We start from the raw sequence: 20,553 nt of genomic DNA on the forward strand, positions 1-20,553 counted from the left end.
GGGGTCCGAATCCCCTTGGGGTCATTCAATTTAATATGGCGACGTAGCCAAGTGGTAAGGCACGGGTCTGCAACACCCTCACCACCGGTCCGAATCCGGTCGTCGCCTCTCATTTTAACCTCGGAAGGTATCCGAGGTTTTTTTGTTGTAAATTATGTTGTAAAAATAGTTCACGCCTGTTCCGAAAAGCTAATGAAACATATAAAAAAATAAAATTAGTGGTTGACTTGGAGCCGACTCCAGGTAGTAGGCTATAGTTATGCAGGACATAGACCTTTAGAATAGGTTTTACTAACAGACAGAAAGGAAGATCATAGTGAACAAACAGGTTTTAATACTTTCAGGCAGCCCCAGAAGAAAAGGAAATTCGGATACATTATGTGATGAGTTCATGAGAGGGGCATTGGATGGCGGGAACGTGGCAGAAAAGGTGTTCCTGAAGGATTGTAAGATTAATTACTGTTCAGGCTGCGGTGTCTGTAACAGTACCCACAAGTGCGTCCAGCATGACGATATGGCGGATATCCTTGAAAAGATGGTAAATGCAGATGTGATTGTCATGGCAACCCCTGTGTATTTTTATACAATGGATGGGCAGATGAAGACATTGATTGACCGCACGGTACCGCGTTATGAAGAAATCAGGAACAAGGATTTTTATTTTATTGTTGCGGCAGCTGATACACAGATATCCATGATGGAACGCACCATTGAAGGATTCCGCGGTTTTACGCAGGATTGCCTGCCGGGGGCCCATGAGAAAGGAATCATTTATGGGACAGGGGCCTGGCAGGCAGGAGATATTGGGAGCAGTCCTGCGATGAAGCAGGCATATGACATGGGAAAACAGATTTAGGAGGTATCTTATAACATGGCAAAGGTATATGTGACAGACAGGATAACCCCGGAAAGCCTGGTCCATATCTATGAGGCAATGGGCATATCCCTGCCAGGCAGGGTAGCGGTTAAGATTTCAACAGGTGAACCGGGTGGGCATAACTTTTTACAGCCGGACCTGATTAAGGATCTGGTCCATAGGCTGAAGGGTACAATTGTTGAATGCAACACGGCCTATGAAGGCCGCCGTAATACCACACAGGCCCATTGGCAGACAATCCATGACCATGGATTTGCGGCCATTGCCCCATGCGATATCCTGGATGAGGATGGGGACATGGCAATTCCTGTGAACGGCGGCTATCATCTCCACGAGAATTATGTGGGGAGCCATTTGGCGGATTATGATTCCATGCTGATGCTGTCCCATTTTAAAGGGCATGCAATGGGGGGATTCGGAGGGGCGCTTAAGAATATGTCCATCGGCCTTGCTTCTTCACGGGGCAAGATATGGATCCATACGTCTGCTTCCAGTGAACGGTTTGAGGATGTCTTTACAGCGGACCATGATTCATTTTTGGAATCCATGGCTGACGCAGATAAATCAGTAATGGATTTTGTGGGACGCAGCAGGATTGTTTACATTAATGTGGCAAACCGGCTTTCTGTGGACTGCGACTGCGATGCCCATCCTCATGATCCGGAAATAGGCGATATCGGTATTTTCGCATCCACGGACCCTGTTTCACTGGACCAGGCGTGTGTGGATGCAGTGTACAATTCCCTGGATACAGGCAAGGCCGCGCTGATTGAAAGGATGGAATCGCGCCATGGAATCCATACAGTGGAAGCAGCACATGCCCTTGGGCTTGGAAGCCGTGACTATGACCTGGTAAAGATTGGATAATATCTGCAGATATTCATTCTTATGCATTCCTATCCTTGCCTTCACGGATAAATATGGTTACAATAAATAAAAGGCAGATAATCAGGAGGTGATGATATGACAATTGCAGAAGTAAGCAGGGCCTATGATATTTCTGCGGATACACTGCGCTATTATGAACGTGTGGGCCTCCTGCCAAGCATTGGGCGTACTTCCGGCGGTATCCGCAATTATTCTGAGGAGGACTGCCGCTGGGTGGAATATATAAAATGTATGAGAAGCGCCGGGGTGTCCGTTGAGACATTGGTGGAATATGTGGCTTTATTCTATCAGGGAAATGAAACCATACAGGCAAGGAAGAACCTGCTTCTGGAACAGCGGGCCCAGATAGCTGCCAGGATTGACGGACTTCAGGCTGTTCTGGCAAGGCTGGATTGGAAATTAGATGGGTATGAGGAACGGATGGTTAAGTGTGAGGAGAATTTAAGATAAGGCATATAAATTAGCATATGCACAATTAGCAGTTCGGTATCTGCCTCGCGTATATTTGACATTTCCCGTGCATGGTGTTATGATTCTAAGGATATTCTGCTATAAAGCAGGGACTATGGACAAGGGGAGAAATATGACACAGACAAGATGGAAGAAACGGCTGCTATGGGCTGCTGCCTGGGCGGCAGGCATTGTGCTGGCCGCGGTCCTGGCAGGCGCCTTTCTGTTCAGGCATGAGCTGAAAACACTTACCACGCTTAAGAAGATAGATGACAATGTGCTTTATTCCATGAAGTATGACGGGGATTATGGTTTTGATGATTTCCTGCTCACAGGCGCCAGCACCGATGGGGAGCTGGTTAAGTTTGTGACGGACAGGCTGTTAAAGGGCCTGCCGCTGGAGTTTTCCATTCCGGATTTGGGCTGCTCTACATTCAGCGCCTGGACTGAGGAGGGGGACCGTATATTCGGCAGGAATTTTGACCTTACCTACTCGCCGGCCCTGGTGGTGGAAACGGCGCCGGACAACGGATACCGCTCCATATCCACGGTCAACCTTGCATTTCTGGGATTTGGGGAAGATAAGCTGCCAGATACATGGAAGCAGAAGCTTATCACGCTGGCAGCGCCATATGCGCCTTTAGACGGGATCAATGAAAAGGGACTGGCGGTGGCGGTGCTCCGCATTGCGGACGTACCAACGGACCAGGATACAGGGAAAACAGATATTACCACCACCACGGCCATACGGCTGATGCTTGATAAGGCGGCCACGGTGGACGAGGCAGTGAGCCTTCTGGAGCAGTATGACATGCATTCCTCCGCAGGAAGCTGTTACCATTTCCAGCTTGCAGATGCGGCTGGGAACAGCGCGGTTGTGGAATACATTGATAATGAATTTGTGGTGCTGAAGGCAGATGAGGGGTATCAGATGGCAACTAATTTCCTGCTTTCAGATAAGAAATTCAATTTCGGGACAGGACAAGACAGGTATGGGACCCTGGAATCGTCCCTGAACCGCTGCGGCGGTGTTGTAAAGGATGAACAGGCCGGTATGGATCTGCTGCAGGCAGCGTCAAAGGACTGGCATGTGTCAGAGACGTCCGGGCGGTTAAATGCAACCCAGTGGTCCATTGTCTTTAACTGTACTGACCTTACGGCAAAGGTGGTGACCGGCAGGCAGTATGATAAGCCGGCCCATACATTCAGTCTTACCCAATAACTGCATTGTTTCAGTTTCATGATTGGGATGGGACACATTCATTCAGCAGCGGAAAGCAATGACAGGATTGGCTTTCCGCTGCTGTTTTTTGGAATTTCCTTAAGGAACCGTATCCTGCGGGGAAGCTGGTAATATTCCAGGTTTTCCTCCAGCCTTCTCATCAGGCGGCGGCTAAGGTCCGTGGAAGGCGTTTGGCTGTCCGGGGAATGGAATGCAGGGTTAAGGACCACATAAGCGGTCAGTGATCCATGCTCCAGCGCAACGGCGGCCTCGTTTATTTCCTCCAGGTCGGTAAGGGCGTGTTCCACCAGTGCCCCAGGAATCTTCCTGCCGTGGATATTGTATACATTATCCCGGCGGCCCAATAGGTACAGGAATCCTTGGCTGTCCAGATATCCTATATCCCCGGCACTTGCGGGAGTCTGTACCCCCAGGGCGCAGCAAGGGGTGTCTGCCATGATTTCCCCATCCTTTACAGTGATATGGACGCCGGGAAACGGACGTCCCACACAGGCGGGGTTGCCTGTCATTTCATGGCCGCAGAGATACGACACATAGCTGAGTTCACTGGCGCCGTAATACAGGATACATCTGCTTTGGGGAAAGGCCTGCTTCAGCCCATGCATGTCCTTTAAATCCATGCTTTGAGAACCGGTCAGGATGGTTTTGACATGGTCCGCAGGCCCGGGGGCTGTCCTGGACAGGAGCCGCAGTTTGGAGGGGATGAGGTAGATGGCGTTTGCCTGGTTCAGGGAAATGCTTCTGTTCCACCCAGGAGGATGGACCGCCGGGCATGTGATAAGGGTAGCGCCCTGGGACAGCAGGGCCAGGTACATATTGAGGTTTCCTGTAAATGCAAGGCTGCCGTGCACAAACATCCTGGTATTTCCATCCACGCCAAAGATGCTGTTCTGGACAGGGAAATACCCATGCCAGCTTTCAAAGGTACGGAACAGCAGCTTGGGAGTCCCCGTGGTGCCTGAGGTCAGGACGCCCATACAGTCCTTGTCCGGAACGGATAAATCCGATGGAATGCGGGGGGGATGGATCATGTCAGGGGACAGTATGACCGGAATCAGGCCAATCTGTGCGCAGGAAAGGAAACATATAAGCTGTGTATAGACAGAAGGGGATTTAATCCATGCCAATGAGGGAAGGCCCTCCTGGTATGATACGGCGGCCGCTGCGGCGGACGGTTGTCCCGGAGCCCTTTGGGCAGCCGTCCGATGATGGGAAAGAAGCCCGTCTGAACACTGACAGACATCCATAACCATTTCCCCGTAGGTATATTGTCTGGAATCTTCAATAAGGGCTGTCTGGCGGGCAGGGACAGCCTGCAGCATTTCAAGATAATTCATGTGGTACTCCTTGTACGTTCAGTACGTGATATCAATGACCCAGATCCGGGCCGTTGTTCCAATCAGCGTTCAAACACTCCTTAGAAGCACGGCAGTGCCGATTCCCCCTGCCGCTGCCACGGAACAGATTCCCTTCCTGCTGCCGGTCAGTTCCATGGCCTTCATGAGATGCAGGAAAATAATTGCGCCGGATGCACCGTAAGGATGTCCGTAGGCAAGGGCGCCGCCAAACATGTTATAGCGGCTGCATTTATCAGGATACGCCCTCTGAAAAAGCACATCAATGACAGCAAATGCCTCGTTGCATTCAACGCAGCCGATTTCGTCCATGGACGTATGGGTCCGCTCCAGGAGCTGCTGTATGGAGGCCACGGCAGAGACAGGACTCATAAGAGGGTCGGCTCCCGTACTGAATGCGCCGGACAGGCGGCAGCGCGGGGTCAGGCCGTGGTCCTTAAGATACTGGCCGGAGCAAAGAAGGATGAAGGCCGCGCCGTCGTTCATGGAGCAGGCATTGGCCGCATTCAGATATCTGCCGTCCTTTAGGACAGGGGGGAGTCTGTCAATGAGCTTTTGGCTCATCCTTGGACGGATGCCCTCGTCCATATCCAGTCCGCATACAGGGCAGACCACATCCTTTAATACCCCGTCTTCACGGGCGCGAAGCGCCCTCTGGTGGCTTATGAGGGTCCAGCTGTCCAGTTCTTCCTTCTGGACATGATGATGGCAAATGGTGCGTTCCGCACCCTGAAGCATTATATCCTCATATTGGGGGCCCGGTATGAACCTGGCCGTGGTATAGGGGCGGGAATCCTTTGTAAAATCAGGGTGGTTCGGGTGGTGCATCCGCAGGGGCTGGGTGGATGTGCTCTCAAACCCGCCGGCAATGACAAGGCCGGCCAGGCCGCTTTCAATCATTGCGGCGGCCGTGGTGATGGCGGCAAGGGAGGAAGCGCACTGCTGGTCAATGGTAAGGGAGGGGATGGAAGATGGCAGTCCGGCTTCAAGGGCTGCCAGACGGGTGATATTGCCTCCGCAGCCAACGCTGTTCCCGCCAATTATCATATCTGCCTTATGCAGCGGATATTTCCCTGCCAGTTCCCTCAGCACGGCAGCGCCCAGCTGTTCGGCCGGGACATGCCGGTAGGCGCTGTTCTTTATTCCGATATAGCTTCTCAGCCCGCCTAATACATATACATTGTCCATGGCGCCTCCTATAGGACGGCCCTGGCCCTTAAAAGGCTTTCCTGGACCGGTTTTGCAATCAGGGCGGCGGCAGCGCATTTAAACAGATCCAGCGGGATAAAGGGGAGGACGGCCACCGTAAACGTAGAAATCCAGTCCATACCGGTGACGAACTTCATGTAGGCGCTTCCCAGGACATAGATGACCGGCATCCCTATGCATACGGTAACAAGGAAGTACCGCCCAAAACTGTAGCGCTGCCCTTTCAGCCGCGACATTAAGACAACGGCTATAAGCCATGCCATTATATATCCCCCGGTAGGTCCGAACAGTTTGCCCGGGCCGCCTACGCCGCCTGAGAAGACAGGAAGCCCGGTAAGTCCAAGGAATATATATACGATAATGGTAAATGCTGCCTGCCTGGGGGTCAGCAAAAGGGCAATCAGGTTGACCACCAGGGTCTGGGCAGTCAGGCTGGCAGGGGAAAACGGAAGGGGAATCACAATATAGGCTGATACACAGATAAGGGCGGTGAGCAGCCCCATTTTTGTCAGTTCCAATGTATTGAATCTTGATTTTGTATTCATGAATACCTCCACATCATAATTTGTTTACCTGTAAATGAAAATAAATAAGTCCGCCGCACACTCCTGTGATTGCGTCCTCAGTACATACCAGCTGTACAGTCTGTCCTGTGCGCACCGGATGGAAGAACCGGATATGGAATCCCAGGGGTAAACCGTGATCGTCTGGGTCCGTGTCTGCGGCCTGCGCTGCCTCACATTGCCAAATGCCCTGTAAACGCTCCAGGATCCACAATCCCGGCACAACAGCCTGTTTCCCATGGTGTATCGGGTTGGTATCGCCGGAATCCCTTAAAAAACGTTTTAAGCCCTCTGAAGGGAAAGTAAGGCCGTGCATAGGCCTGCCTGGAAACACATCCGTATATGTATCCCTCCGTGTAACCCCATTTACACAGGACGGGTCAACCAGCACCAGTACCAGGTCCTGCACCAGATTCCTTTCCTTGTCATATCCCTTTGAGGACAGCCTGGCATAACCCTGGCGCATACGCTGGGTCCGTGTCTCAAAGGACACTGGTTCCGAATCGTCATATCTCCCATAAAAAGCTTTTCCTATCACCCACCCATCAAACGTATGCTGGTCATGGGCACATGCCGCATGTATGATTTGCATCATAATTGTCACCCTATCCATTGAATTTGGTTTACATTTTATTTATTATAGGGCTGTCCGGGCTATTTGTCAACTCAAAAAGCTATGGCGGTTAACAATGAGCCGGTCAACAATGTGGCCTGGAGCGTGTTTGAAAATTCATTCCCGCCATCTGCCCTAAGGAATCCACCATAGGTACCCCTTAGGGCAAAGGCCGCCCCCCTTCGCGGCATATTTGGTCCCAATTCGGTCAACGTAGCCCGCTACGCCTCCCTCATCGGGACCAAATCTCCCACAAAGTGGGACGCACAGCTGACGGAAAGCAATTTTCAAACACGCTCTGGTCCGGGAAGCAATGACACCACAGGGATGTGTGAAGATAGCCCCTTTCCATATTCTTTTTGGTATGGTAAGATAGGAAGGTAAATCGAGATTATAGAGTGACAGGATGAAAATATGAATTACATTGTATTAGACCTTGAATGGAACCAGAGCCCGGGCGGAAAGGAAGACTCCGTAGCGCATCTTCCCTTTGAGATTATTGAGATAGGTGCGGTGATGCTGGACAATCAGTTCCGGCCCGCAGGTGAATTCCATAAACTGATAAAGCCCCAGGTATATAAAAAGATGCATTTTAAGATATCAGAAGTAACACATATGGATATGAAGAAGTTATGCCAGGAGGGGCAGCCTTTTGGGGCAGTCATGGAGGAATTCCTGGACTGGTGCGGGGATGGGGATTTCCGTTTCTGCACATGGGGGTCCATGGATTTGACGGAATTGCAGAGGAACATGATATATCACGGCATGGAGATACCCTTTCCGCGTCCGCTTCTATATTATGATATCCAGAAGCTGTACTGCCTCCAGTACGGGGACGGTAAGAATAAAGTGTCCCTGGACCAGGCTGTGCAGCTGCAGGGCATGGCAGAGGACCGGCCGTTCCACCGGGCGCTGGACGATGCTTTTTACACGGGAAAGATCCTATCCGTGCTGGATATGGAGAAGTACGGCGTATATGTGTCCGTGGACTATTATGGGCTGCCGGAGACAAAAGAAAACGAGTACAGGTTATATTTCCCGGAATACACAAAATTCGTATCCAGGGAATTCAGCTCCAGGGAAGACATCATGAAAGACAAGGATATCACAGACATGGTGTGCCTGAAATGCAGGCGTATGCTCCGCAAGAAAATCCGCTGGTTCCCCTACGGCCAAAGATTCTACTTCTGCCTGGCCGTCTGCCCCGAACACGGATATGTCAAAGGAAAAATCCGCGTTAAAAAATCAGAAGACGACAGATACTATGTGGTCAAAACCACCAAAATGGCCGGGGAAGAGGATGTGGAACTCCTCACACAGCGCAAGGAGGACGGCCGCAAACGCCGCAGCGCCAAGCACTGATTCCCCGCCCATCTCCCGTTCCTGTCTCCTGGAACAAGACAAGGCAGAGGTTGCGTACCCACCGCAGACCCTGCCTTGACAAACATCCATTTCCGTTCACTCTTCCCTCATCCTATATCCAACACCGATTTCCGTAAAAATATACTTTGGTTCGGCCGGGTTTTCTTCCAGTTTCCTGCGTATATGCGCCATGTTCACCCGGAGTATCTGGTTATCGCTGTCTGCAAATGGCCCCCATATCTTGGAGATGATTGTTTCATAGGTCAGCACCCTGCCTGCGTTGTGGGCCAGCAGGGATACCAGCTTGTATTCAATCTGCGTCAGATGCACGTCCTGGTCATTTACCTTAACAAGACGGCGCTCAAAGTCAATGAGCAGGCCGCCTACTTCGTATTTGGAGTTTTCATTCGCAGCGCGCTGGCTGTGGCGGAGGGCCGTGCGGATGCGGGCCAGGAGTTCCGCGGTTCCAAATGGCTTGGTAAGGTAATCGTCAGCGCCCATATCCAGGGCAGCTACCTTGCTGCGTTCCATGGTCCTGGCGGAGATTACTATGATGGGCACGGAACTGTAGGTCCTTACCTCTTGTATGATTTCCAGTCCGTCCATGTCGGGAAGACCCAGGTCCAGCAGGACCACATCCGGTTTGTGGGTGTTGATCAGTTTCAGGCCGTCCGTACCCGTGTATGCACAGGTTACCTGGTAGTTCTGCGGGGTCAGGACTGTTTCTATAAAATTGCAGATATTCTTTTCGTCCTCAATGATGATAATACTGGCTCTTGTGTTCATAAGCTAATATTCCCTCCAATCTGGTAAGGTAAAAGTAAATAGGGCGCCCTTGTCGTAATTGCTGGCCTCTATGTGGCCGCCGTGGGCGTTTATGATGGTTTTACAAAGCGTAAGGCCGATTCCCATCCCTTTGTGGCTGTCGCCGGTCTGGTTGTCGGAGACCCCGCCTCCGTCAAACAGCGTGCCTAACAGTTCCGGCCGGATGCCGTTGCCCTGGTCACGGATGGCGATGGATACATACGGACCGTCCACCGATGCCTGCAGGTCAATGGGGCCATGGCTTCCGGAGTGGAAATATGCATTTTCCAGAAGGTTGTTGATGACCTGCTCAATCAGGGTAGCGTCCATGGGGACCATGATAAAGCTTTCCGGTATGCAGACCTGGACCTGGACCTCCGGAAACCGTTTCCGGAACCGCCCCACGGCTGAAGAAATGACTTCCTCCAGGGATTCTTCTGTCTTTATCACAGTGGCCACGCCGCGCTCATCCTGGATCCTGGTAACGGACAGCAGGTTTTCCACCATGGTGAGCAGCCACTGGGCATCTTCTTCAATGTTCTGCACCAGCTTTCGCTTTTCCTCCCTGGTCATGGATCCCTCCTGGTTCAGATAGGTGGAACTGGAACCGATGATTGTGGTAAGGGGGGTGCGCAGATCGTGGGACATGGCGCGCATAAGGTTGGCCTTCATGGTTTCCTTTTCCGCGTCCAGCAGCATGCGGTCCTTTTCCTGCAGCTGTACGTTCTGCTTGGTAATCATGATGCATATACTGCTGGCAAGGCAGGAAATCAGCATCATGCCCACAAATGTGATCGGATATCCTGACATGGTAAAATTCAGGGTCATGTACGGATAAGTAAATGCAAAGTTCACCCAGAAGACTCCGAACAGCGAGGCAAGTATGCCGGCTCCGTAACAGCTTGTGGCGCGGGCAATCAGAATGATGGCCAAGGTGTAGATAATGGAGATATTGGTCACGTTCGTGCTGAAATAAAAAAATACGGTAGAGACTAAAGTGGCTGCAGCCATATACTCTATGGTGATAGGAAGATTCCTAACCAGATTCATGACAGCAGCCTTCAGGTCACTTTTTTCCTTATGGAAGATTTTCATTGCACACTCCCCTGCAGACTGCGGTTCCTTAATTAAAGTAGGTGTTACAGATAAATCCTACATCATAACCTCCTACATTATAACCGATGGGTATGGCAAGTTCAACGGAAAATGGATTTTTTACGCCGGCTTCTTCTGGTCCTGCGTGCGGACGGGGACGAGACCCTGCGCTTAGCCAGAAGCCGGTCAAACTCTGAGGAGGAATAGCCAATGTCCTCCAGCCGCTCCAGCCTGCGCTGCCGCCTTAACAGAAGGTCGGCCTCTTCCTTGCGTTTTACATGTATCTTCACGGCAGCCACGATTGCGATGATGATGCACAGGGAAAAGACGATTCCCAGTATGGCCAGCGTGTTTGCGGGTATACGTATGCTGGAGGCAGCGCCCTCCTTGGTGGTGATGTCCTGACGCGTGGGCGCTGCAGGGGTCTGGTCCCGGGAGGCCGGATGGTCCGCCGGAGAGGGGGCGCCGGCCCCGTCCTGGGAGTGCGGCGCGCCGGTGCCCTCCGGGACAGGTCCGCCCATCCCTTCTTCGTGCGCCGGTGCGGCGGGAAGGGAAGCAGACCCCATCCCGGCAGAACACAGGTATACGAAACCAACAGGGCGTTCATTGTAAGTATAACGGATACAGGCCACTGCGTCCAAAGGACTCTGGCCGTCCAGGTCATAGGTGAGCATGGACTGCACGTCCGCAAAATCCCCTGCCTTGGGAATCACCACCCGTCCGTTTTTGTCAAGTTCCAGGGAAATGCTGTCCCGGGCCGTCATGCCGGCAATGGTCATGTCATTTTCCACGGATCTGTACCGGGTCTCGTAGTCCACTGCCTTTAAAGACTGGAAATTACGGAAACCAAAATCAAACATGGCCTTTGTATCTGAATAATGGGACTGGTGCCCGTTAAGGACCACCGCAATCAGCGTCATCCCGTCTCTTTTGGCGCAGGTAACAAGGGTGTTGCCTGCCAGGGACGTATAACCTGTCTTGCCTGCAAAGGCACCCGGATAGTAGACGGATTCATTCTTGTTAAGCATCTTGTGGTGGTTGGCCACGTATCCGCCTTCCGGCGTCCGCTTGGTGGGGGCCAGCTTATAGCTGCGGGTGCCGTTGATGGCCAGGAATTCCGGGTTCTTGATGGCCTCCCTGGCAATCAGCGCCATGTCGTGGGCCGTGGTATAATGGTTTTCATCATTCAGGCCGCTGGGGTTGGCGAAATGGCTTCCGGTACAGCCAAGGCTTGCAGCCTTTTCATTCATGAGCTTTGCAAACTCCTCCCTGGAGCCGCTTACATGGCAGGCCAGGGCATTGGCGCTTTCATTGGCAGAAGCCAGCATAAGGGCATAGAGACAGTCCCGGACCGTCAGTACGTCGCCTTCGTCAATGCCTGCGCTGCTGCTGCCGGCTTCTACGTTATAGACATCATCGTGGGAAAAAGACACCATTTCATCCAGATCGCAGTGTTCCAGCACAATCAAAGCAGTCAGTATCTTAGTGATACTGGCCGGATAATACGGCTGGTCCATATTCTTTCCGTATAGTACGGTTCCCGTGTCCGCGTCCATGACAATACCGCCGTCCGCCTGTATGGAAACATCAGAGGGCCACTCCGGTGCAGCCAGCGCACTTATGGTAAAAACACCCATGGACAGGCAGAGACAGAGGAACAATGAGAAAAATCGCTTCATCCAACAATCTCCAATCATATAAATAGCCTATTGTACAGTATAAAAGATTTCTGTATTTAAGTAAAGGCTGGATGGGGATTAAGCGGCATTTTTATGGTTTTTTATGGTAAGGAACAGGCATATGCCGAAGAGAATCAGGGACAATGAGCCAAAGAGATAGGCGATACGGGCAGCGGTGTCCATGAAAAATCCTTCCGGTACAATATTGATGAGCATGTCCGTGGACGGGTCAAGGATCCATAGGTCATTGGTAAAGAAGATATGGTGGAACATGATGAAATACCTGGAAAAGTCCGTGGATATCATAAGTCCCAGCGCTGTTACAAGACCAAAGAACAGACCTGTGCCCAGGCAGAGGGAGGATGGCAGGACTTTCCTCATCCGGGCTTTTGTGGCTGCCATGAACGCCAGCAACAGGACCGTGAGCACAAGACAGACCGTGCGGATGGACATGGCCTTCAGGAAAAGCACCTGTACGTCTTCCATATGGGCAATTTCCCGCTCATTGAAGAATTCCCGCTCCTGTCCTCCCATGGTGGTTTTTACATGCAGGTCCTCCCGGTCCCCGCGCAGGTAATCCATCATCTCATCCGTTACATGGAGAAGGTCGTCCATGGTCATGGACGGAAGGCTGTCCAGCACATTGTATTTGGTGTATTCTTTTTCAAAATATCCGGGTGTCCAGTAAACCACTGCTTCCACGGAAGTGATGAACAGGACAATCATGATGCAGAATGCGGCCGCAATTCCGGCCAGTCTGTGTAAATATTTCATAAGGCCTCCTAATTATAATAAAGTCTGTTTAAAAAATTTGTCTGTAACAGGAAAAAATGTACGTAACAAAGAAAAGCCCGACCCCGCAGCTTCATGTATCTGCAAAGTCAGACCTTTTAGTGCGCCTTCAGGGACTCGAACCCTGGACAAATAGATTAAGAGTCTACTGCTCTACCAACTGAGCTAAAGGCGCATACGTTTATTTTGTTTCTTTAAGTGACACGTCCACTATTATATATCCATGCAAGGAAAATGTCAAGAATATTTTAAGAAAAAATTTATTTTTCAGTTCTTTTTTCAGTCCTGTGCCACAAAAAAGTCCGACCCCGCAGCTTCCAGTATCTGCAAAATCAGACCTTTAAAATGCGCCTTCAGGGACTCGAACCCTGGACAAATAGATTAAGAGTCTACTGCTCTACCAACTGAGCTAAAGGCGCATGCCCGTGTTTTCATTCAACCCTTGCGGGTGACACGAACGACATTATATCTCTTTGAAAGTTAAATGTCAACCATTTTCGTCAAAAAAATTATTTTTCTTTTTTCTTTGCTTTGGAACCAGGGCCGATGATCTTATTTACTTCCTTAAAGGAACGGCTCAGGCGGAGCGCCTGTTTGTTTAAATCTGTTTTGTCACTGGTTGCCTGCAACAGTTTTTTGGTGATTCCTGGGGGTAATGCCATATTAACCGCCTCCGGTAGTAGGTTCTGTTATGAACAGTATATGACGCGCCCTCCCGGTTTGTGCAGACTCCCCGTGGCAGTGCCTGCCCGGACACCTGTTCCGCTCCTGGACACGTATTTCTTCCCCGGACGTGTCTTAGGTCCGGGACTTTGAGGCAACCAGCCTGCAGATGGGTTTTCCCTCCCCTGCGAATTTCATTTCGTATTCAGTCATCACGTTGCCTTCGTCCATGGGACTGTTATGAAGGTCAAATGTATGGGACAGGATGGTCCAGCCCGAGGCTGGGATGGATTCCAGGGAATATTCAAACAATTCACGGTTGTCCGTCTTGAATTCCACGGTGCCTCCGGGGGCCAGGATCTTGCCGTACACGCCCATGAAGGCGGGGGAAGTCAGCCTGCGCTTGGCATGACGGTCCTTTGGCCAGGGGTCTGAGAAGTTCAGGTAGATGCGGCTGACCTCACAGGGGGCAAAGATATCGGGCAGGGTTTTGGCATCAATGCACATGAACAGGATATTGTCAAGGTCCAGCTGCGAACGTTTTTCCAAGCCTCTTAAAAGCACGCTGGAATAACGTTCTATGCCTATATAATTGATATCAGGGTGGGTCTGGGCCAGTTCCATGATGAAACGTCCCTTCCCCATCCCCACCTCTATTTCAATCGGATTGCTGTTGCAGAAGACCTGGTCCCAATTCCCACGTCTTGTCTCCGGCTCCTGGATTACATAGGGGCTGGATGCAATGGACTCTTCTGCACCGCGGATATGGCGTAATCGCATATTATTTTTCCTTTCTTTCTGAACAGTACCATTATTGAGTAACCGCAGGCCTTATTTTATCATCGGAAGTGCCTATTTGCAACAAAATTTACTTTTTTCTTATTTTTCTGATTTTTTATAATTAATAGTGCAAAATTGCCAAAAATCGATTATACTATACATAATAGGCGGATATCTGCGATACTAAGGAGGAAGGCTATGTCGAATATGGAGCGGACGACCAGCTGGCAGCAGATTCAACTGGGCGTGAAAGAGGCAGAGCGTTTAATTGTACGAAAAGAATATAATCTTGTGATGGTTAAGGCAAGACAGGTCCTGGAATATATGGTGCGGTGCATGGCGGAACGTGCATGCGTGGTGGAAGGGGACCTGTCGGATACCATTGACCAGCTTTATGAAGGGCAGTGGATTAACAAGGCAACCAAGGATAATTACCATACCATCCGCATCCTGGGCAACAAGGCGGTCCATGAAGGGGACGATGCTGCCTATGATGCCAATCAGGCATACCAGCTGCTGACCCAGGAAGTTTATGTGTTTGCCAATGAGTTTGCAGGAGGGCGGTCATCCAGGCCGTCTCAGGCATCCAGGGGAGGTGCTTCCCGCCAGCCGGCCAGGACAGCCGGTTCCGGCGGCCGGCCAGGTTCCGGTCCAAGAGGGGGCCGGGGCACAAGGAGCCAGGGACGTCCGTCCGGTTCAGGAGGTTCACGCCAGGGAGCGCCCAGGAAGAAAAAACGCAGACGGGTATCCCCTGTATATTATGTCTGGAGACTCCTGATTCCCGTGCTTGCGGTTGTGCTGCTGATAGTTGTCATACAGACCTTGGGCGGCAAGGGCGGCAAGGACAAGGATAAGACCACCACGGCACCCACCGTTACCACGGCTGCCACTGAACCCGCACCCACACCGCCGCCGGAACCGGAGACAGAGCCGGAGACAGAACCGCCGGCAGTGGTTTACCGGATTAAGGGCAACAGCGTGAATGTCCGCAAGGAACCGTCCACGGACAGCCGCATCCTGGTACAGCTTTCCAACGGCTATGAGGTTGACTATGTGAAGCGGTACAGCAATGACTGGGATGTGATAAATTACGAGGGGCAGGAAGCCTATGTGTCCAGCCGGTTCCTGGAAAAGGTTGAGCCGGTTCCCGAGACAGAGGTCGTACCCACCGGGGGCGATGGGGCAGAAGGGCAGTAGGGGCTGGAGTGCGCAGGAAGCAGCCACGGAATCCAGATAATGGAATTTGTAAAAGATGTATAGAAAATTTTGGAATATATGTTGGTAAAAAGAGGAAGGAGAGAAAATATCCTTCCTCTTTTTGGCATTTTGCCATAAGGGAATTGTTAAAAGTTTATTCCAATTCTAAAAAACCTCTGGTTTTTTTCGAAAAAAGTAGTATCATGAAATGATATGAATTTATAAAGGAGGAGCTCTATGGATACCGTAATCAATAAGTTATGGGAGATAGAAGAAGCAGCCGGCGCCATTACGGATGAGGCGAATGTGCGCAAGAAAGCATTTGCCAAAGAGATGGAAGACAAAACTGCCTCTTTTGATGCCGGCCTTGAACAGGAAACCGCCCGCAGGATTGCTGATATCGGGCATAAGATGGAAGCAGATATGGAAGCCATGCTTGCCCGGCAGAAATCGGATTTTGAGACACTTCTTAAACAATTGGAAGACAATTACAACCGTTATCATGCAGCGTATGCAGATGCCCTGTTCCAGAAAATGATAAAGGAGTGAGCGTATGGGCAGCCTGATTACCTATAGCGGCATTGCTACCAAGGTGAAGGCCATGGAGCGTTGGCGTATTAAGGATGGACAGTTTGAAGAGATGGCGTCCCTGGAAAGCGTGCCTGAAGCAGTGGATTACCTGCGCCGCTTCCTTCCTTACAGGGAGATATTCGATGAGCTGGAGGAAAAGGACATGCACAGGGCCAGTATTGAGCAGCGTCTGAATCTTTCACAGTACAGGGATTTCGCAAAGCTGTATAAGTTTGCAAACATGAACCAGAGACGTTTCCTGGACCTGTATTTCATGCACTATGAGATAAGTATCATAAAGACCTGCCTGAGGAACGCGGTGGGACATAGGGAACAGCGTCAGGACCTGTCCATGTTCAGGGACTTTTTTGAACGCCATTCCAGCATTGACTTAATTCTTTTGTCCCAGTCCGGTTCAATGGCGGAATTTGTGGGCAACCTGAAAGGGTCGCCGTATCATGAACCGTTAAGCCGCATGCTTGAGGATGGCAGGGCCAGCCTGCCGGCCTGTGAGACGGCCCTGGATATGCTTTACTTCAGGACCATGTGGAAGATAAAGGACAAGTATCTGTCCAAGGAGGAACGTAAGATCCTGGCCCAGTGCTTTGGTACCAGGATGGATATGCTGAACCTTGAGTGGATCTGCCGTTCCAAGAAATTTTACCAGCTTTCACCGGGAGAGATATATGCCATGCTGATTCCCATACAGCTCCATCTGACCAAGGGGGAAATCAATAAGATGGCTGAGGCCGAGACCCTTCCCCAGCTCTATGAGCTGATACGCGCAAGCTGGTATGGGAAGCTGGATGTCATCCGCCAGTCAGAGGAACCGGACCTGGACCATCTGACATTTGAAATTATTGACAGGATCTACCAGACGACCAGAAGAAACGACCCATACTCCATTGCCATACTGAACTCCTATCTTTACTTTAAGGAGAGGGAGATTGCACATATCATCAATACCATTGAAAAAATACGGTATGGCCTGGCGGCAAATTGACTAAAGGGGGTTAAGACGTGATTGAGAAAATGAAATTCCTGAGTATTACCGGTCCCAAGGCGGACATTGACCGGGTGGTGTGTACCTATCTGTCCAGATATGAGATCCACCTGGAAAACGCCCTGTCGGAACTCAAGACGGTTAAGGACCTGCGGCCCTATATTGAGTCCAATCCTTATAAGGAGGAGCTTGCAAAGGCAGGGGAGCTGGTGGAAAGCTACCATGAGCTGCTGCCCGGACACACGGACCGGAAGCTTAAGCTGGAGGACGCGGTGGACCTGATCCATGCGCTGGACAGTGAACTTAAGGCGCTGACCGATAAAAAGAGCGGTCTTGTGGAGCAGAGGGATGAGCTGCAGGCATCCAAGGACAAGGTGGCTCCGTTTAACGGGCTTAATTATGATGTGAAGAAGATACTTGGATTCCGGTTCATGAAGTTCAGGTTCGGCCGTATTTCCAGGGAGTATTATGAAAAGTTTTACGCCTATGTGTATGACAGCATTGACACGGTGATGTTTAAGTGTGAGGAAAATGACGAGTATGTGTGGGTGGTATATTTTGTGCCTGAAAAGCTGGCGGATAAGATAGACGCCATCTATGCATCCATGCATTTTGAGCGCTGTTATCTTCCGGATGAATATGAGGGGACGCCGGTGGAGGCCGGTCATATACTGGATGACCGCATCAGCGCCTTCCAGAAGCAGATTGACGCCATTGACAAGGAGATTGTGGAGGCCATCAGCAACAGGAAGGACGAACTGGTGGCGGCCTATTCCACGGTGCGGACATTTTCCACTAATTTTGATGTGCGCAAGATGGCAGCGGTCACCAAGCATGACCGCCATAATTTCTATATCCTGTGCGGGTGGATGACCCAGAAGGACGCGGCGGCGTTCCAGAAGGAGATTGAACGGGATGAGGACACGTTCTGTATTATTGAGGATGACCATAATAATATCATGAGCAATCCTCCCACCAAGATGAAGAATCCAGGCCTGTTCAGACCTTTTGAGATGTATGTGGAGATGTATGGGCTTCCCTCCTATAATGAGCTGGACCCCACCATCCTGATCGGCATTACCTATTCCATCCTGTTCGGCTTCATGTTCGGGGACGCGGGACAGGGCCTGTGCCTGCTTATCGGTGGATACCTGCTGTACCGTTTCAAGAAGGTGCGGCTGGCAGGCATCATATCCTGCTGCGGTGTGTTTTCCACTATATTCGGTTTCCTGTTTGGCAGTATCTTCGGGTTTGAGGATATAATCGAAGCTGTCTGGCTCAGGCCCCAGGAAGCCATGGTGGACCTTCCCTTTATCGGCAGGCTGAACACGGTGTTCGTGGTGGCTGTGGCCATCGGCATGGGAATCATCCTGATGTGTATGGTGCTCAACATCATCAACAGCGTCCGTTCCCATGATACAGAGAAGATTTACTTTGACACCAACGGCGTGGCCGGGTTTGTGTTTTATCTTGCCCTGACCGCCGTACTGGCCCTTTATATGACGGGCAATGCGCTTCCTGCCACGGTCATACTGGTTGTCATGTTCCTGATACCGTTAATCATCATGTTCTTTAAGGAACCGCTTACGGCCATTGTGGAGAAGAAGTCGGAACGGATAGAAGGCGGCTTGGGTATGTTCATTACCCAGGGGATATTTGAACTGTTTGAGGTGCTTTTAAGCTATTTTTCCAACACCCTTTCCTTTGTCCGTGTGGGCGCGTTTGCGGTGAGCCATGCTGCCATGATGCAGGTGGTGCTGATGCTTGCAGGCGCGGAGGCGGGAGGAAACACCAACTGGGCCGTGGTTATCGGCGGCAACCTGTTTGTGTGCGCAATGGAGGGCCTGATTGTAGGGATCCAGGTACTCCGTCTGGAATATTATGAGCTGTTCAGCCGGTTCTACCGCGGAAGCGGCCGGGCATTTGAACCATATGGAAAAGCTGCCGGAGAGCAGTAAACATAAAAAACTGCCGGGACACTGGCATATGCCAGACGGGCCGGAGATTAAAAAGGAGAAATGAGATATGAGTTTATTAGTTAAGATTACACTGAGCGCAGCACTGATTTTGAGTATTGCAGTACCATTTGGGGCATTTGCAGCAGGGGAAAAGACAAAGGGGCGTTATAAGACAGCGCTGGCAGCCAACCTGTTCCTGTTCTTTGGCACCATGGTCTTTGCGGCGGTTGTCATGTTTTCCGGTAATGCCCAGGCAGCAGAGGCAGGGGCCCAGGCAGCCGGCCCGTCCGCGGCAGGCATGGGATATCTTTCAGCTGCCCTTTCAACCGGACTTTCCTGCCTGGGCGGCGGCATCGCGGTATCAGCTGCGGCCAGCGCTGCCCTTGGGGCAATCAGTGAGGACAGCTCCATTCTTGGTAAATCATTAATCTTCGTAGGTCTTGCCGAAGGTGTGTGTCTGTATGGCCTGATCATTTCCTTTATGATCCTGGGCAAGCTGTAAGTCTATGAAGATGTACCTTATCAGCGACAATGTGGACACCCTGACCGGGATGCGCCTGGCCGGGGTGGAGGGAGCCGTGGTCCATGAGAGGGAAGCGCTTAAGAATGAGCTGGATAAGGTCCTGGCCGATAAATCCATTGGCATCATCCTGCTGACAGAGAAGTTTGGCAGGGAGTTCCCGGAGATAATCGATGATGTGAAGCTGGAGAGGAAACTTCCGCTGATCATCGAAATCCCGGACCGCCATGGAACCGGCCGCAAGCCGGACTTTATCACCTCCTATGTGAACGAGGCCATCGGACTGAAACTGTAAGCAGGGTTCAGACATATCTGAACGCATAAGAATAGAGAAAGCAGGTGAGGCAGCTTGACAACAGAGGAGAAGCTGAAGCATTTCCAGGATATCTGTATGGAGGATGCCAGGGAGCGCAGTGCCAGGATGCTGGACGACTATATGAAAGCCCTGGAGGGCGCCTATGAGGAACACACCGCTGACGCAAGACGGCGGGCCGACATGCAGGTGGAGGCAGAGACGGAGAAGCTGGAACGTGAGATTAATAAACGGCTGTCCATCGGGCAGCTGGACCTTAAGAGGGAATTCAGCCGCAGGCAGGAGGAACTTAAGGATAAGCTGTTTGTGGAGCTTAAGGATAAGCTGGCTAATTTCATGGAGACCCAGGAATACCAGCGCCTTCTGGACCATCAGGTGAAGGCGGTTAAGGAGTTTGCGGGAGACGAGGAGCTGATTGTATATATGGATCCTTCCGATGTGGATAAAGTGCAGAGGATTGCGCTGCATCACAACGCATCCATCAAAATCAGCGAATATTCCTTTAACGGCGGCACCAGGGCCGTGATTCCCGGTAAACATATACTGATTGACAATTCATTTGAGACCAAGTTAAATGAGGCGCGTCATGCGTTCAAATTCGATTTAGGAGGTAAGTAAA

23 protein-coding genes, 3 tRNA genes and 1 pseudogene are annotated in these 20,553 nt (G+C 51.1%); 14 read left to right on the forward strand and 13 right to left on the reverse strand.

Annotation, left to right across the window (positions count from 1 at the left end; genetic code table 11):
- Positions 1 to 37 precede the first annotated feature (37 nt).
- From DWX59_RS26415 to DWX59_RS26435, 5 genes are all read left to right on the forward strand, one after another.
- Positions 38 to 108 (forward strand) — tRNA-Cys (locus tag DWX59_RS26415).
- A 208-nt stretch (positions 109 to 316) separates the two neighbouring features.
- Entirely contained in the window at positions 317 to 856 is a 540-nt protein-coding gene (locus tag DWX59_RS26420) for a flavodoxin family protein (protein WP_117563143.1), read from the forward strand.
- Positions 857 to 871: 15 nt separating this feature from the next.
- Complete coding sequence (locus DWX59_RS26425; protein WP_117563144.1) at positions 872 to 1,744, forward strand: DUF362 domain-containing protein; 873 nt, start codon at positions 872 to 874, stop codon at positions 1,742 to 1,744.
- A 96-nt stretch (positions 1,745 to 1,840) separates the two neighbouring features.
- On the forward strand, positions 1,841 to 2,215 hold the full coding sequence (locus DWX59_RS26430; RefSeq protein ID WP_117563145.1) for a MerR family transcriptional regulator: 375 nt from the start codon (positions 1,841 to 1,843) through the stop codon (positions 2,213 to 2,215).
- A gap of 133 nt (positions 2,216 to 2,348) precedes the next feature.
- Entirely contained in the window at positions 2,349 to 3,437 is a 1,089-nt protein-coding gene (locus DWX59_RS26435; protein WP_117563191.1) for a carcinine hydrolase/isopenicillin-N N-acyltransferase family protein, read from the forward strand.
- A 38-nt stretch (positions 3,438 to 3,475) separates the two neighbouring features.
- Here DWX59_RS26435 and DWX59_RS26440 read toward each other — a convergent pair whose 3' ends face one another.
- The 5 genes from DWX59_RS26440 to DWX59_RS30185 form a co-directional block, all read right to left on the reverse strand.
- Positions 3,476 to 4,795: an AMP-binding protein gene (locus DWX59_RS26440; protein WP_117563146.1), complete on the reverse strand. Its 1,320-nt coding sequence runs from the start codon at positions 4,793 to 4,795 to the stop codon at positions 3,476 to 3,478.
- 69 nt (positions 4,796 to 4,864) lie between these two features.
- Complete coding sequence (locus tag DWX59_RS26445; protein ID WP_117563147.1) at positions 4,865 to 6,001, reverse strand: thiolase family protein; 1,137 nt, start codon at positions 5,999 to 6,001, stop codon at positions 4,865 to 4,867.
- A gap of 8 nt (positions 6,002 to 6,009) precedes the next feature.
- Positions 6,010 to 6,567 (reverse strand): biotin transporter BioY, encoded by a 558-nt coding sequence (locus tag DWX59_RS26450; RefSeq protein ID WP_117563148.1) that lies wholly within the window; start codon positions 6,565 to 6,567, stop codon positions 6,010 to 6,012.
- 13 nt (positions 6,568 to 6,580) lie between these two features.
- Positions 6,581 to 7,180, reverse strand: coding sequence for a hotdog family protein (locus tag DWX59_RS26455; RefSeq protein WP_117563149.1), 600 nt, complete (start codon positions 7,178 to 7,180; stop codon positions 6,581 to 6,583).
- A 153-nt stretch (positions 7,181 to 7,333) separates the two neighbouring features.
- Positions 7,334 to 7,489: a DUF6783 domain-containing protein gene (locus DWX59_RS30185; RefSeq protein WP_319638846.1), complete on the reverse strand. Its 156-nt coding sequence runs from the start codon at positions 7,487 to 7,489 to the stop codon at positions 7,334 to 7,336.
- Between DWX59_RS30185 and DWX59_RS30190 the strand changes: the two are divergent.
- Positions 7,430 to 7,582, forward strand: a pseudogene (locus DWX59_RS30190) (DUF6783 domain-containing protein); the annotation flags it as partial. The gene DWX59_RS30185 and the pseudogene DWX59_RS30190 sit on opposite strands and share 60 nt — an antisense overlap.
- 30 nt (positions 7,583 to 7,612) lie before the next feature.
- Positions 7,613 to 8,560 carry a 3'-5' exonuclease gene (locus tag DWX59_RS26460; RefSeq protein WP_117563150.1) on the forward strand — a complete coding sequence of 316 codons (948 nt, stop codon included), beginning with the start codon at positions 7,613 to 7,615 and terminating at the stop codon, positions 8,558 to 8,560.
- Positions 8,561 to 8,656: 96 nt separating this feature from the next.
- Here DWX59_RS26460 and DWX59_RS26465 read toward each other — a convergent pair whose 3' ends face one another.
- The 8 genes from DWX59_RS26465 to trmB all read right to left on the reverse strand — a co-directional run bounded on the left by DWX59_RS26465 (position 8,657) and on the right by trmB (position 14,373).
- Positions 8,657 to 9,346 (reverse strand): response regulator, encoded by a 690-nt coding sequence (locus tag DWX59_RS26465; protein ID WP_117563151.1) that lies wholly within the window; start codon positions 9,344 to 9,346, stop codon positions 8,657 to 8,659.
- 3 nt (positions 9,347 to 9,349) lie between these two features.
- On the reverse strand, positions 9,350 to 10,459 hold the full coding sequence (locus DWX59_RS26470) for a sensor histidine kinase (protein WP_117563152.1): 1,110 nt from the start codon (positions 10,457 to 10,459) through the stop codon (positions 9,350 to 9,352).
- Between the two features lie 101 nt (positions 10,460 to 10,560).
- Positions 10,561 to 12,138 carry a D-alanyl-D-alanine carboxypeptidase family protein gene (locus DWX59_RS26475; protein WP_117563153.1) on the reverse strand — a complete coding sequence of 526 codons (1,578 nt, stop codon included), beginning with the start codon at positions 12,136 to 12,138 and terminating at the stop codon, positions 10,561 to 10,563.
- Between the two features lie 78 nt (positions 12,139 to 12,216).
- A complete protein-coding gene (locus DWX59_RS26480) occupies positions 12,217 to 12,912 on the reverse strand; it encodes a TIGR01906 family membrane protein (RefSeq protein ID WP_117563154.1) in 696 nt (231 codons plus the stop codon).
- Positions 12,913 to 13,032: 120 nt separating this feature from the next.
- Positions 13,033 to 13,105, reverse strand: a tRNA-Lys gene (locus tag DWX59_RS26485).
- Between the two features lie 171 nt (positions 13,106 to 13,276).
- A tRNA-Lys gene (locus DWX59_RS26490) sits at positions 13,277 to 13,349 on the reverse strand.
- Positions 13,350 to 13,439: 90 nt separating this feature from the next.
- Positions 13,440 to 13,592, reverse strand: coding sequence for a hypothetical protein (locus DWX59_RS28955; RefSeq protein ID WP_008720841.1), 153 nt, complete (start codon positions 13,590 to 13,592; stop codon positions 13,440 to 13,442).
- A 136-nt stretch (positions 13,593 to 13,728) separates the two neighbouring features.
- A complete protein-coding gene (gene trmB / locus DWX59_RS26495; protein ID WP_117563155.1) occupies positions 13,729 to 14,373 on the reverse strand; it encodes a tRNA (guanosine(46)-N7)-methyltransferase TrmB in 645 nt (214 codons plus the stop codon).
- A gap of 198 nt (positions 14,374 to 14,571) precedes the next feature.
- Here trmB and DWX59_RS26500 point away from each other — a divergent pair, with 198 nt between their 5' ends.
- From DWX59_RS26500 to DWX59_RS26530, 7 genes are all read left to right on the forward strand, one after another.
- Positions 14,572 to 15,570 carry an SH3 domain-containing protein gene (locus DWX59_RS26500; RefSeq protein ID WP_117563156.1) on the forward strand — a complete coding sequence of 333 codons (999 nt, stop codon included), beginning with the start codon at positions 14,572 to 14,574 and terminating at the stop codon, positions 15,568 to 15,570.
- Positions 15,571 to 15,807: 237 nt separating this feature from the next.
- The gene (locus DWX59_RS26505; RefSeq protein WP_117563157.1) at positions 15,808 to 16,119 is read left to right on the forward strand and encodes an ATPase; all 312 of its coding nucleotides are present in this window, start codon (positions 15,808 to 15,810) and stop codon (positions 16,117 to 16,119) included.
- 4 nt (positions 16,120 to 16,123) lie between these two features.
- On the forward strand, positions 16,124 to 17,143 hold the full coding sequence (locus DWX59_RS26510; protein ID WP_117563158.1) for a V0D/AC39 family V-type ATPase subunit: 1,020 nt from the start codon (positions 16,124 to 16,126) through the stop codon (positions 17,141 to 17,143).
- Positions 17,144 to 17,160: 17 nt separating this feature from the next.
- Positions 17,161 to 19,101: a V-type ATP synthase subunit I gene (locus DWX59_RS26515; RefSeq protein ID WP_117563159.1), complete on the forward strand. Its 1,941-nt coding sequence runs from the start codon at positions 17,161 to 17,163 to the stop codon at positions 19,099 to 19,101.
- A 67-nt stretch (positions 19,102 to 19,168) separates the two neighbouring features.
- The gene (locus DWX59_RS26520; RefSeq protein WP_117563160.1) at positions 19,169 to 19,603 is read left to right on the forward strand and encodes an ATP synthase subunit C; all 435 of its coding nucleotides are present in this window, start codon (positions 19,169 to 19,171) and stop codon (positions 19,601 to 19,603) included.
- A gap of 4 nt (positions 19,604 to 19,607) precedes the next feature.
- Entirely contained in the window at positions 19,608 to 19,916 is a 309-nt protein-coding gene (locus DWX59_RS26525) for a V-type ATP synthase subunit F (protein WP_117563161.1), read from the forward strand.
- A gap of 54 nt (positions 19,917 to 19,970) precedes the next feature.
- Complete coding sequence (locus DWX59_RS26530) at positions 19,971 to 20,552, forward strand: V-type ATP synthase subunit E (RefSeq protein WP_117563162.1); 582 nt, start codon at positions 19,971 to 19,973, stop codon at positions 20,550 to 20,552.
- Position 20,553 lies beyond the last annotated feature (1 nt).

This window comes from Enterocloster aldenensis (genome assembly GCF_003434055.1).
Classification (GTDB): Bacteria; Bacillota; Clostridia; order Lachnospirales; family Lachnospiraceae; genus Enterocloster; species Enterocloster aldenensis.

What these genes read in the sequence shown, in the direction of transcription:
- DWX59_RS26450 (WP_117563148.1), bottom strand. Translation starts at nt 6,567, where the DNA reads ATGAATACAAAATCAAGATTCAATACATTGGAACTGACAAAAATGGGG.
- DWX59_RS26445 (WP_117563147.1), bottom strand. Translation starts at nt 6,001, where the DNA reads ATGGACAATGTATATGTATTAGGCGGGCTGAGAAGCTATATCGGAATA.
- DWX59_RS26470 (WP_117563152.1), bottom strand. Translation starts at nt 10,459, where the DNA reads ATGAAAATCTTCCATAAGGAAAAAAGTGACCTGAAGGCTGCTGTCATG.
- DWX59_RS26435 (WP_117563191.1), top strand. Translation starts at nt 2,349, where the DNA reads ATGACACAGACAAGATGGAAGAAACGGCTGCTATGGGCTGCTGCCTGG.
- DWX59_RS26430 (WP_117563145.1), top strand. Translation starts at nt 1,841, where the DNA reads ATGACAATTGCAGAAGTAAGCAGGGCCTATGATATTTCTGCGGATACA.
- DWX59_RS26440 (WP_117563146.1), bottom strand. Translation starts at nt 4,795, where the DNA reads ATGAATTATCTTGAAATGCTGCAGGCTGTCCCTGCCCGCCAGACAGCC.
- DWX59_RS26510 (WP_117563158.1), top strand. Translation starts at nt 16,124, where the DNA reads ATGGGCAGCCTGATTACCTATAGCGGCATTGCTACCAAGGTGAAGGCC.
- DWX59_RS26475 (WP_117563153.1), bottom strand. Translation starts at nt 12,138, where the DNA reads ATGAAGCGATTTTTCTCATTGTTCCTCTGTCTCTGCCTGTCCATGGGT.
- DWX59_RS26500 (WP_117563156.1), top strand. Translation starts at nt 14,572, where the DNA reads ATGTCGAATATGGAGCGGACGACCAGCTGGCAGCAGATTCAACTGGGC.
- DWX59_RS26455 (WP_117563149.1), bottom strand. Translation starts at nt 7,180, where the DNA reads ATGATGCAAATCATACATGCGGCATGTGCCCATGACCAGCATACGTTT.
- trmB (WP_117563155.1), bottom strand. Translation starts at nt 14,373, where the DNA reads ATGCGATTACGCCATATCCGCGGTGCAGAAGAGTCCATTGCATCCAGC.
- DWX59_RS26480 (WP_117563154.1), bottom strand. Translation starts at nt 12,912, where the DNA reads ATGAAATATTTACACAGACTGGCCGGAATTGCGGCCGCATTCTGCATC.
- DWX59_RS26425 (WP_117563144.1), top strand. Translation starts at nt 872, where the DNA reads ATGGCAAAGGTATATGTGACAGACAGGATAACCCCGGAAAGCCTGGTC.
- DWX59_RS26525 (WP_117563161.1), top strand. Translation starts at nt 19,608, where the DNA reads ATGAAGATGTACCTTATCAGCGACAATGTGGACACCCTGACCGGGATG.
- DWX59_RS26520 (WP_117563160.1), top strand. Translation starts at nt 19,169, where the DNA reads ATGAGTTTATTAGTTAAGATTACACTGAGCGCAGCACTGATTTTGAGT.
- DWX59_RS26505 (WP_117563157.1), top strand. Translation starts at nt 15,808, where the DNA reads ATGGATACCGTAATCAATAAGTTATGGGAGATAGAAGAAGCAGCCGGC.
- DWX59_RS26465 (WP_117563151.1), bottom strand. Translation starts at nt 9,346, where the DNA reads ATGAACACAAGAGCCAGTATTATCATCATTGAGGACGAAAAGAATATC.
- DWX59_RS26460 (WP_117563150.1), top strand. Translation starts at nt 7,613, where the DNA reads ATGAATTACATTGTATTAGACCTTGAATGGAACCAGAGCCCGGGCGGA.
- DWX59_RS28955 (WP_008720841.1), bottom strand. Translation starts at nt 13,592, where the DNA reads ATGGCATTACCCCCAGGAATCACCAAAAAACTGTTGCAGGCAACCAGT.